Annotated in this window: 9 protein-coding genes; all 9 read left to right on the top strand. The window is 43.3% G+C overall.

Annotation, left to right across the window (positions count from 1 at the left end; genetic code table 11):
• The first annotated feature begins 26 nt into the window (after positions 1 to 26).
• The 9 genes from DXA60_RS00420 (at position 27) to DXA60_RS00380 (ending at position 12,254) form a co-directional block, all read left to right on the top strand.
• A complete protein-coding gene (locus DXA60_RS00420; RefSeq protein ID WP_117918594.1) occupies positions 27 to 1,490 on the top strand; it encodes a Wadjet anti-phage system protein JetA family protein in 1,464 nt (487 codons plus the stop codon).
• Positions 1,490 to 2,242 (top strand): DUF4194 domain-containing protein, encoded by a 753-nt coding sequence (locus tag DXA60_RS00415; protein ID WP_117918592.1) that lies wholly within the window; start codon positions 1,490 to 1,492, stop codon positions 2,240 to 2,242. Before DXA60_RS00420 ends, DXA60_RS00415 begins: the two co-directional genes overlap by 1 nt.
• Positions 2,217 to 5,573 (top strand): ATP-binding protein, encoded by a 3,357-nt coding sequence (locus DXA60_RS00410; RefSeq protein ID WP_117918590.1) that lies wholly within the window; start codon positions 2,217 to 2,219, stop codon positions 5,571 to 5,573. Before DXA60_RS00415 ends, DXA60_RS00410 begins: the two co-directional genes overlap by 26 nt.
• A gap of 6 nt (positions 5,574 to 5,579) precedes the next feature.
• On the top strand, positions 5,580 to 6,842 hold the full coding sequence (locus DXA60_RS00405; RefSeq protein WP_117918588.1) for a Wadjet anti-phage system protein JetD domain-containing protein: 1,263 nt from the start codon (positions 5,580 to 5,582) through the stop codon (positions 6,840 to 6,842).
• A gap of 12 nt (positions 6,843 to 6,854) precedes the next feature.
• Entirely contained in the window at positions 6,855 to 8,558 is a 1,704-nt protein-coding gene (locus tag DXA60_RS00400; RefSeq protein WP_117918586.1) for an ABC-ATPase domain-containing protein, read from the top strand.
• A gap of 130 nt (positions 8,559 to 8,688) precedes the next feature.
• Positions 8,689 to 9,369 carry a DUF3990 domain-containing protein gene (locus DXA60_RS00395; RefSeq protein ID WP_117918584.1) on the top strand — a complete coding sequence of 227 codons (681 nt, stop codon included), beginning with the start codon at positions 8,689 to 8,691 and terminating at the stop codon, positions 9,367 to 9,369.
• Positions 9,344 to 9,985 carry a helix-turn-helix domain-containing protein gene (locus DXA60_RS00390; RefSeq protein ID WP_117918582.1) on the top strand — a complete coding sequence of 214 codons (642 nt, stop codon included), beginning with the start codon at positions 9,344 to 9,346 and terminating at the stop codon, positions 9,983 to 9,985. Before DXA60_RS00395 ends, DXA60_RS00390 begins: the two co-directional genes overlap by 26 nt.
• 257 nt (positions 9,986 to 10,242) lie before the next feature.
• Complete coding sequence (locus DXA60_RS00385; RefSeq protein WP_117918580.1) at positions 10,243 to 11,268, top strand: helix-turn-helix domain-containing protein; 1,026 nt, start codon at positions 10,243 to 10,245, stop codon at positions 11,266 to 11,268.
• A 113-nt stretch (positions 11,269 to 11,381) separates the two neighbouring features.
• Positions 11,382 to 12,254 carry a hypothetical protein gene (locus DXA60_RS00380; RefSeq protein WP_243006708.1) on the top strand — a complete coding sequence of 291 codons (873 nt, stop codon included), beginning with the start codon at positions 11,382 to 11,384 and terminating at the stop codon, positions 12,252 to 12,254.
• Positions 12,255 to 12,304 lie beyond the last annotated feature (50 nt).

Genomic DNA, 12,304 nt, shown 5'->3' with positions numbered 1-12,304 from the left:
AGAAATGATAGTAAGGAAAGAATAACGTGAAATTGATATACGACATCCCAGCATCTTTCTGGGGCCTGTTCCGGTCCGTAAACCGGGACATCTATATAGAAGCACTTCTGACCATCAATGACGAATACCAGTACAACAATTACTTTTTAAGCAGAGAAGCATGTGTCCAGATTTTAAGTGACATGTGCTCCTCTCGTCGTTATGCCTTTATGAGAGAGGATAATGAGACAGAGGAAGATGTAGAAACTGCATTGCCGGGACGAATCCTAAACTGGCTGGTACGCGCAAAATGGCTTAGAAAAATTGAAGATTATGAGGCAATGACTACCAATATCGTCATACCGGATTATGCGGCAGTGATGATCGAGGCATTTGAAAAATTAGCGGACGAACCGTTAGATGACACGGATCTTTATATCCAGAATGTTTATGCGACTCTTTTTTCTTTTAAGAATGACCACCGCATGAATCTTGCTATGTTAAAGACAGCACTTGTCAATACCAGAAAACTGAATAAGGCACTGCAGGATATGCTGCACAACATGGATAAATTTTTTGAACGCCTTTTGAACAAACAGTCTTACGACGAACTGTTAAAGGAGCATTTAGAGGGCTATGTGGAGGAAGTTGTCAGACGCAAATACCACATTTTAAAGACGAGTGACAATTTTTATATTTATAAAATGGACATTAAACGCTGGTTAAAGGAAATGCGGGAGGATGACGTCTGGGTGGAGCGCATCCGGCAGAAACAGCGCATGGAGCAGAAAAATGCAGGAAGCAGGTCTTCTGTACTTGAACCGCAGCGGTCAGAAGAGGATCTGCCATTTTTACATGCGAGAAGAAACAGACAGGAAGATGTGTTGGATCTGATCGACCAGATCGAGCGTGGATTTGATGACATTGAACACCGGATCTCAAACATGGACAAAGAACACAGCAAGTATATCCGTGCAACTGTGAGCCGGTTAAATTATCTGCTCAGTGATGAGACAGAGCGTCACGGTATGCTGATCCTGCTTTTGAACAGACTTGGAGCGGCTGAGACGGAAAGTGAACAGAGTGAGATGTTAAAAGAAGTGGCGGGGCACATGAATCTGTCATCTTTTGATGTTTTGAGTGATAATCCTCTTTATAAGAGAAGACGCCGCAGAAAATTTGAGGATGATCTGCAGGAAGAAGAGGAAGATGCAGAGCTTTCCAGGGAAGATGTACTGCGCTTAAATAAGATTGAACACCGTTATACGGCAAAACAGATCGAAGAGTTCATCGAAGAGAAGATGACAGATGGTATTTTAGAAACAGAACATATGGATATAGCGGATGATGAGTCATTTGAAAAGCTGATCCTTGCCTACGATATCAGTATGCGCAAAAACAGCAGATACCGGGTACAGGTGGAGGATAGTCAGATTCAGAATGGCAATTATTGTTATCCGAAAATGACTTTTAGCACAAAGCAAAAATCAATAGAAAGTGAACAGAATTAATGTTTGAAGGTTACGAAGAGTTAAATACGCAGGATGTGGAGCGGATGCAGGAAGTGATAAGAACATTGCTCTCCCAGACATTTCTGCCGGAACGAAAATATGATAAAAAATACGGACGCATGATGCCGGATCGCATGTACGATTTTTGCGACAGGCATTTGGAATTTCTGACGGAGTATTTTGCGGTTGCAGGGATAAAACTAAGCCAGGATACAGAGCTTGGAATCATTTATCTGGAGGGAACAGACGGAATCGGGGAGAAACTGCCGAAACTTGCAACGATTTACCTGCTGCTTTTAAAACTGATCTACGACGAAAAGATGGCGGCAGTTTCCTCCAGTGTCAATGTTATAACGACGTTTGGAGAACTGAATGGAAAAGCAGGAGAGTTCCGTCTGATCAAAGGTCCGTCCTCCATGACTGAGATAAAAAAAGCATTTGCTATTTTAAAGAAATATCAGATGGTAGAATTTCTGGATGTGTTCGAAGAACAGCTTGAAAATACGAGGATCATGATCTATCCGTGCATCAATTTAGTGCTGATGCGGGAGGATGTAAACGGGCTGCTCGGCAGTTTTTCTGATGAGGTAAAAAGTGATGAGGTAGCCGGTCAGGAGAATCTGGAGTGGAACAGTGAGGAAGCACTTTCAGAAAATGATATGACGGATGAAGAAAGTGATCTTGAACCAGAAGAAATGAATGTGGATGAGGAAGGAGAGACAGAAGATGGAACAGATGAATCAGGCATATAAAGTTTTTACCAGAATCTGCCTCAATAACTGGCATTATATTGACCGTAAGGTGTTAGGGTTAAACGAGAGCATCAATTTTTTTACCGGACATTCCGGCAGTGGAAAGTCCACCGTAATCGATGCGATGCAGATCGTGCTTTATGCGAACACGGATGGACGTGGATTTTTCAACAAGGCAGCGGCAGATGATTCTGACCGAAGCCTGATCGAGTATCTGCGCGGCATGATCAACATTGGTGAGAATAATCAGGCAGAGTATAAGCGAAACAAAAACTTTTCCACGACGATCGTTCTTGAGATGGAACAGACGATCACAAAAGAAAAAGAATGTATCGGTGTTGTGTTTGATGTGGAGACCGCTACCAATGAGATAAACAGGCTGTTTTTCTGGCATAAGGGCGAGCTGATCCCGGGGGATTACCGGACAGAGAGCCGCGCAATGACGATCAGTGAAGTGCGCAGCTATTTACAGCAGAATTTCCCAAAAGATGAGATGTTTTACACTTCTAATAATGAGAGATTCCGCAGAAACCTTTATGATGTCTATTTAGGCGGACTGGATATGGAAAAATTCCCGCGCCTGTTTAAGCGTGCGATCCCATTTAAAATGAATATCCGGTTAGAGGATTTTGTAAAAGAATATATCTGCATGGAGCAGGACATCCATATCGAGGACATGCAGGAGGGGGCGATGCTTTATGGCAGAATGTGCCGTAAGATCGAAGCCACGATGCAGGAAATCGAAGAATTAAAGCAGATCAGTGCACAGTATCAGGTGATGGAGGAGAAGAAAAAAGAACTGTTAAACTGCCGTTACCGGATGGACAAACTGACGATCTTACAGTTAGAGCAGACCATAGAGGAAATGCAGCAGCGTGTGGAAAACTGGAAAAAGGATGTCGTACTGCAGAATGAAAGTCTTACAGAATTGCTTCAGGTAAAAGAAAATTATGAAAAAGAATACGGCGAGATCAATGAGCAGATCGCCGGAACCGGTTATGCAAGATTAGAAGAGCAGTTAAAGAGTTTGGAAGAAAACTTAAGCCTTTTAGAGCGAAGTAAAAACAAGTGGGATGGTATCTGTGCAAGATTAAACGGCTGGGAAGATGTAGATATCGTTTCGAATCAGATTCTATGGGATATCGAGAAGTTCAAAGAAGGCACGATCACCGGAGAGGAGATCGAACGTTTGAAACGAAGCCTGGTCGAAGTACAGAAAGAGGCGGAAAAGGACAGGCAGGAGGCTTCCTCGGAGATCCGTTCCATGAATAAAGAAGCGGATGTGTTAGAGAAAGAACTCACAGAGTTAAAACTTGGTAAAAAAGCATATCCGAGAGAGTTAGAACTTGCGAGATCCGAAATTGCAAGAAAACTTTCTGAACTGACCGGAAAAAATATCCAGGTCCGTATTTTTGCAGATCTCATTGATATTAAAGATGAAACATGGCGTAATGCGATCGAGGGTTATCTTTCCTGGAACAAACTTGCGCTGATCGTGGAGCCTGCCTATGTCAAACAGGCGATGGAAGTATACGAAACACTCGACGAGAAGCGTTTCTTCCGTGTATCTTTAGTGGATACGGAAAAACTGATGCAGGAGGATTGGCGCGTAAAAGACAATGCGCTTGCAGAAGAAGTAGAAGCAAAAGAGCCATATGTGAGGACATTTGTGGACTTCTTACTCGGAAATGTCATCAAGTGTACTTCGGTGGACGAACTGCGCCAGTGCAAGATCGGTGTGACGGCAGACTGTTTATTATACCAGAGTTATCAGTTACGCCGTTTAAATCCGGACAATTATAAGAAACATGTATATATTGGTGAAAAGAGTAAGAAACAGCGCCAGAAGGAACTTGCAGCCAGCCTGGAGAAATTAGAGCAGGACAGAGCAGAATACAGAGAGCGCGAGACAGAGGCGAAAAATATTCTTGCCCAGGAATTTTTAAATGATACAGTCGAGGAATACCAGAACCTGATATCAGATCTTTCGGAGAAGAAAGAAAAGGAAAAACAAAAGGCAAAAACAGAAAAGAAAATGGCAGAGATCGGTGCCGGTACGGTTGAGATCTTAAAGAAACAGGCAGAAGAGATTCACGAAAAACAAAAAGATCTGGAAGATAAGATCGATGACTTAAAATACCAGATCCGGAAAAAAGAAGATGCCATTGAAAAAGACAGCAGTGATTTCATTACAAAAAATGAGGAACTTCTTACGAAAAAAAGAGAACTTCGCGGTTCCGCTGCGGAAGAAGAGGCATTTGAGGTTTATATTGCCGGGCAGAAAAATAAGAAGTATGACAGCCTGAAAGCATCGACACAGGGAGAAATGGAACAGGTGTCCGGTCAGTGTGATGTACAGAAAAATAAACTGGTGGATGTACGTATGAATTATCTTCAGAATCATCCAAAACGTGATTTCTCAGCGAGCGCAGAGAATAATGACGATTATGACAGCCTGCTCTCGGAGCTTTCCTGCAATGAACTGGAAGAATACCAGAAAAAAGCGGCTGAGCAGGCAAAGGCAGCAGTGGAGCATTTTAAGGAGGATTTTGTATACAAGATCCGCAGCGCTATCAAAGAAGCCTATGTGCGCAGGGATGAATTAAACCGTATCATCCGCAACCTGAATTTTGGTAAAGACCGCTATCAGTTTAAGATCACGAGAAATAAGGGAGCCGACGGCGCATTTTATGATATGTTTATGGATGAGGACTTAGATATCGATCCGTCCTCACTTGCATCGCCGATGGAGCATCAAATGAATCTGTTTTCGATGGAGCATGAAAATAAATACGGTATGTTGATGAGTGATCTGATCCATATCTTTATTCCGCCGGAAAATGCCACGCAGCAGGAACTTGATGAGGCAAAACAGAACATGGTGAAGTATGCAGATTACCGTACGTATCTTTCATTTGAGATGGAACAGATCGTGGAAGGTGACGAACGTCTTGTCATTGGTCTTAGCAAGATGATCAAGAAAAATTCCGGTGGTGAGGGACAGAACCCGCTTTACATTGCACTGCTTGCAAGTTTTGCGCAGGCATACCATATCAATCTGTCTGCAAGACTGACAAGACGTCCGACGATCCGTCTTGTTGTTTTAGATGAGGCATTTTCCAAGATGGATGCAGAGAAAGTGGCGAGCTGTATCGAGCTCATCCGCGGGCTTGGTTTTCAGGCGATCATCAGTGCAACAAACGATAAGATCCAGAATTACATTGAAAATGTAGATAAGACATTCGTTTATGCGAATCCGAATAAGAAGAGCATTTCGATTCAGGAGTTTGAGAAAAAGGATTTTTCACAGTTGGTTGTGGAGGAGGAGTAAGAGCGGTTGAAGAAGGAGAAGGAAAAAGAGACAAGAACCAGTATCGTTCAGGTGATCCTTGATGATTATGAACATGGCGATACTGATTGGAGAAAATATCCTAATCAGGGGCAAAATGATGGGAAACGTTCTATCAGGATCGTTCAGGCGCTGTATGATGAAATCGGAAAAACAGAGCTGAACAGGCAGGTTTTAGAGTTGCAGGCACGTCATCTGTTACAGGATGGAAAAGGGCAGAAGATAAGTGGATGGTACACAAGGGGAAGTGAACTAGAGCAGATCGTATATCGTTTGTCTGATATTCCGAGATTTTATGAAATGGATGGGCGGGTGCCAAAATATGAGCGCTATTTTGAACCATTTTTGAAACTTCGTCAGGAGTTACAGAAATTAAGAGGGCGCCAGCAGACCTGGAAACCATGGATCGATCAATGTATTGGGGAGCTGGAAAATGACCTGGAACGTGAAAAAATTCCGAAAATATGCAAAGATGAAGAAACAAAGGAAATTTATTTTAACACGTTAGCCGGATTAAATGAGATAGAGGAACCGGTTTCAAGACGGATATTCAGTAAAAAATACCTGAAAAATTCAAAATCATTTCAGAGAGCAGTCCAGGATAAAATTATTTCGGATGCGAGAAAATTTTGCCCGGATGTGGATGCTGACGAAGAAGTTATGGGAAATGACGAAGTATTATCGGAAATTGGGATTGAGACATACCATCAGGAACTTTCTGTCAAAGGTTCGCTGCAGTTTGAACTTGCAGGAAACAAAATTGATACCGCCCTGTTTGCCTATGGTACGATCTTAAATGCAGAGACATTAAAATATGCAAAACTATTGCCGGAGCAGACAATTCGAAAAATTGTAACGGTTGAAAATAAAGCCAATTTTATGGAAATGTCATATGAAGAGGGAACGCTGCTTGTCTATTCGCACGGTTTTTTCTCACCGAAAGAGAGGCTTTTCCTGAAAAATCTCAGGGAGTGTCTGGGAGAGCAGGGGGCAGAGTATTTTCATACCAGTGACTTAGATTATGGCGGAATCCGTATATTTATGAATATAAAAGAGAAAATTTTTCCGGATGTGAAACCGCTTGCAATGGATGGGGAGACGTTTTTCAAATATCAGGAATATGGGGAAAAACGGGATGAAAAATATTTGCAAAAAGTAAGGGACACAGAAGTTCCGGCAGAATTAAAAGAACTTAAGGATTATATTTTAAAAACCGGTTGTACGATAGAGCAGGAAAGTATGCTTTTTTAGCAGGAGGGAATTATGCAGACAGCAGCAGAGTTAAAAAATTTATTACAGCGTATCGACCATAAAGGTTATCCGGCATATAAGGACACAAGGGGGACTTATGAGTTTCCTGGATATGTGCTTTCCATTGACCATGTGCAGGGAGATCCGTTTGCAGCACCATCGAAGGTAAGCATCCATGTCCGTGGAAAACAGGCGGGATTTCCGGAACATCTTTATCAGAAAGACTGCAGAAGAATCGCTGTGCAGGATTATCTGCTGCGCCAGTTTGCGCGCCAAGTCGAGAAAGTTTCCTTTAAAGCGAAAGGTTCCGGAAAGAGCGGTCTTATGGCGGTCAGCCGTCCGGGACAGGAAGTGTTAGAGCGCAGTGCCTGTCAGATGGATGCAAAAAACGGCGATATTGTGCTGCGCATGGAGATCGGTTTTCCGGCAAACGGGAGAACGGTCAATGCAAGAGAACTCGAAAAGATTTTCTTTGATTTTCTGCCGGAGTGTGTGAAAGGTTCTCTATATTATCGTTCACTGAAAAAAGAAGCGGTAGAGGCAGCAGCAGATCTCGCCGAGGATCAGGAATATATCAGGGAGCAGTTAAATCCGATGGGACTCTGTGCGTTTGTGGCGGATGGTGCGATCCTGCCGCGGGAGTCCGGTGTCTCCGGCAGACCGATGAAGGATGCAGTGCGTTTTCAGTCACCGGAAAGTCTCTCCGTCACGCTGACGCTGCCACACCACGGAAAACTGACCGGAATGGGAATAAAGAAGGGCATCACGCTGATCGTAGGCGGTGGTTACCATGGAAAATCAACACTGTTAAAAGCGCTTGAGACAGGTGTCTATAACCACATTGCAGGGGATGGCAGGGAGTATGTCATCACGGACGATACAGCGATGAAAATCCGTGCCGAGGATGGAAGAAGCATCCGTGACGTGGATATTTCCATGTTTATTCATGACCTGCCGAATGGGAAAGATACGGTATCCTTTTATACGGAAGATGCCAGCGGAAGCACGTCGCAGGCGGCGAATGTAATCGAGGCGATGGAGGCGGGCACAAAAGCATTTCTGATCGACGAGGATACCAGTGCAACGAACTTTATGATCCGTGACGAGCTGATGCAGCGTGTGGTCAACCGTGATGCAGAGCCGATCGTGCCTTTTATTGACCGTGTGGAGGAACTGTATCACACATATGGTATTTCAACGGTTCTTGTTGCCGGAAGCTCCGGTTCCTATTTTCACAAGGCAGACTGCATCATCCAGATGAACCGTTACGAGCCGATTGAGATCACTGAGTCAGCAAAGCAGGCAGCGGCAGAGTTCCCGCTTCCAAAACAGGACATTGCTCCGTCAAAGCAGCCTGATTTTGATAGAAAAGTAAAGCCTGACCGGATGTTTCGTGAGGACAACCGCTTAAAGATGAAAACGATGGGAAAGGATTCTATTTCCATCAACCGGGAAGTCATAGACGTCCGCTATGTGGAACAGCTTATGGATACGGAACAGCTTGCATCACTGGGGTATATGTTAAAATATATGCAGATCCACTTTTTTGATGGGAAACATACACTGACACAGGCGGTCGATGCGCTTTGGGATGTTTTGCAGAAGAAAGGAATCGCAGCCGTCTGCGAGAGCAGTTATCTTCCTTGCGGACTTGCAATGCCAAGAAAGCAGGAAGTGTTTGCGTGCGTGAACCGGTACCGGAAGCTGGGACTGTAGCTGTAGGCAGTCATGATATACAAACCATTGAGGGAAACTGGTCTGAAGGTAGCCATGCTTGAAAAAGTATCGCAATAGCGATATAATTATATACAAGCCGTTGAGGAATACAGGTCTGGAGGGTGCTCACATGAAATTAAGATTATATCATGGTTCAGAAAACATTATAGAAGTTCCGGAATATGGAAAAGGCATGCGTAATAACGACTACGGCAGAGGATTTTATTGCACGGAAGATATAGAATTAGCCAGAGAGTGGGCATGTGCGAAAAATCATGACGGATATGTGAATATCTATGAATTTGATATGTCGGGACTGAATGTACTCAATTTGAATGACCCAAAATACAATATTTTAAACTGGCTTGCGATTCTTGCGGATAACAGAACCTATTGGCAAAATGGAACGATAGCGGAAGAAGCAAAAGAATATGTAAAAAAACATTTTCTGATTGATATATCAGCGTATGATGTGATCAGGGGATACCGGGCAGATGATTCCTATTTTTCTTTTGCACAGGATTTTGTGGCGGGTACGATTTCGTTGGAAAAATTATCAGAGGCCATGAGACTTGGAAAATTAGGGGAACAAATTGTCCTCAAGAGTGAAAAAGCATTTCGACAGATCAAATTTATAGATAAAGAAAATGTTTCCTGTGAGATCTATTATTCTAAAAAGAGAGAAAGAGAACGGGAGGCAAAGAAAGAATACAGGGTCAGAAAAAGAGCCGATGCTACGTATCATGAGCTGTATATCATTGACATTATGAGGGAGGGCATGGAAAATGGAGATGCGCGCCTATCCAGATGATTATATTAATCTGGCACAGAGAATATTAGGGGATATGTTTGACTTTGCCGTTAATACATGTGACATGGACATAGATGAATATTACAGCATGTTTCTGGTGTCAGATGTTTCACGGCAGTTTCAGGAGGGAAATCCAACCTATATTGCGGGAAAGACAGGCTGCGAAATAGTTAAGGAAGTTGTGGTAAGCGTTGGTCTTCCATATTTACAGCAGGAAGATCAGATGTTTATAGATAAGTCACCGGAATATTGGACAGGGTGGGCTCTTGCATATTATCAGTGGTATACCGTCAGAACATTTGCAAGGATTAACAATGTGATAAAACCAAGCCAGATATGTGATATGTATGAGGTATATCATGAGATGGATATTATGCATTTTGTTGAACGGTTGAATGAATTGTGGAAAGAATATTATGTTGATACAAATTTGAAAAGGCTCAGAAAAGCATCAGGGCTTTCGCAGAGCGAACTGGCAGAATTATCAGGCGTTTCTATCAGACAGATACAGCTTTTTGAGCAGAGACAAAGAGATATCAACCATACGAAAGCCATCGATGTATTCCGGCTGGCACGGGTATTAGGCTGCAGGGATGAGGCACTGTTAGAGATATAAATGGATTCTATTAAGAAGTATAAAAAAATGAGAACAAAATTGAAGGCAGGGGACTTGGCAGCGCCCTGATCTTAGAGTTCCTGCTCTATTATATGACAAAACCTGAGTATCAGTTAAAGGTCAGGGAAGAAATATATCTGGATAATATGCTGGATCTGTTCTGAATGTGTCTGATACTTAGAACATATGGAAGTCTGTAAATAAAAGCATTGGAAACAGTTATTTAATGGCAAACGAAAGCTGCAAAGGAGGTTCGGATGAACAATCCCTACGAATTTGCAAAAAATATATTACAGCAGGATAAGGACAAGTCTGACATTTCACCAGCCGCAGACGGATTTACCAGCATCGGTTTATATGGAGCTTCGGTGCATGAAAAGAGCGAAGACGATGGAAGCAGCAGTTGTTTTCATCTTGAAAATGAGAGTGGTACGGGAGATATCACGCTGTACCGGGTGTTTCCCGGCATGGAGTTAGTCTACAATGACATGCACATGGCGTACTGCAACAAACAGCAGGAACCTGCTTCTGATGTGATGGAGATCAACTATTGCAGGGAGGGACGGAGTGAGTGTCTGTTTGGAGAGCATCAGTATTGCTATATGTCTGCCGGAGATCTGTCTTTTTGTTCCCTGCAGGACAATTCGCACCAGTCGGAATTCCCGACCAGCCATTACCACGGTATTACCGTTACCATTGATTTTTCCATGATCACAGATGAGATGAAAAATGTGTTGGAGCTTCTGGCAGTAGATTTAGAGCGGATCAGGGAACTTTCCAGGATGCGTGATTTTACGATCATTCGGGCAAATTCAACCATAGAACATATTTTTTCAGAGTTGTATACGGTCCCTGAAAAAATCCGGCATGGTTATATCCGGGTAAAAGTTTTAGAGCTGCTTTTGGTGCTGACAGAATTAAACCCCATGGAGGACAGGGAAGAGCATGTACATTTTTCTGAGACCCAGATCGAAGTGATCAAACAGATCCATGCTTTTCTCACGGCACATTTCAGTGAACATTATACGATCGACGTGCTTTCCGGGCGGTTTGAAATTTCGCCGACGGTCATGAAAAAATGTTTCCGGGGCGTTTACGGAGATTCTGTCTATGCCTACATGAAACGGTACCGCCTGCAGGTGGCGGAGCGGCTGTTAAAAGAGAGCAGCCTCACGGTGGGGGAGATTGCTGCGCAGATCGGTTATCTGAATCCGAATAAGTTTACATCTGCCTTTTGCGCGGAGTATGGGATGCCGCCGAGGGAGTATCGGAAAAAAGTCTGAATGGATAGAAAAAAGACCGTTCAGTAATTGTAAATCAAAATTGAATCCTTTAGAATGAGTGCTGCAGTTAGAAAATACTAACTGCAGCATTTTCAGTTTGAGGAGGATCTATCATGAAAAAGAAAAAAATTATGAACCTGTTTTTGGCAGCAACATTGGCATTTTCCATGGCAGCCGGATGCGGAAATTCCGGTAACGGGGCAAATGCGGACACTGGTGATGCGAGTACAGAGGCAGCCGGAACTTCGGCGAGTGTAGCGGAATCAGAGAGTGCAGCAACAGAAAGCACAATGGAATCAGAGAGCATAGCAACAGAAAACACAGAGGTATCAGAGAGTACGGCAGCAGAAGAAGTTGCAGATGCGACGGAGACAGCGGATGACAGTCAAACAGCAGAGCAGCTTCTTGTTGACCTGACGGGTACATATCAGGAACTCTGGCCGGTGATCCTTTCAGATGAGTATGAAAAACTCTGGATTGACAACTGTGGCGAGCTCGTTGGTGAGGAAAATGCTAAGGCAGCGTATGAAAAGCTGGCATCTATGGTTAGTGGAGAGATTTATGGTGAGAAAGCTGTGGAAGCCTATACGGATGGCAATGGAGTTTATGACTGTTCTTTCACACAGGGTGTAGACACATTGGAATTTGACGGTGATTCTTCGATGATCAAGGGTTATGATAAAAACGGAAAAGAATTGTTTGCACATACCTATCACTATGTAGGCATGGAAAAGATCCGTGGTCTGTACGAGTATGAGAGCGATGATGCTGATTCCGGAGAGTTTACTTATTTTTGCATCGCGCCGGATACTTCCGATACGACCTATCATATTGAGTTACGTTATGGCAGCGATCTGGATGCATTAGGTCAGTATGATGCCGGAGATTATGCTTACTGGCTTGCTTCCGGTATTTCAACGGATTATGATCAGACGATGATCGAGAACTGCATTCAGTTATTCTGTACAGAAAATTTGTCTGAGTAAAGAAACACGGCAGAATCATTTTCGGCAGGAATCAGGAAAGTGTCGGATTC

It is taken from the genome of Roseburia sp. OF03-24 (assembly GCF_003463035.1).
GTDB classification, from domain to species: Bacteria; Bacillota; Clostridia; order Lachnospirales; family Lachnospiraceae; genus Roseburia; species Roseburia rectibacter.
The sequence above is the reverse complement of the archived record's forward strand: the minus strand, read 5'-3'. Positions and strand labels throughout refer to the sequence as shown.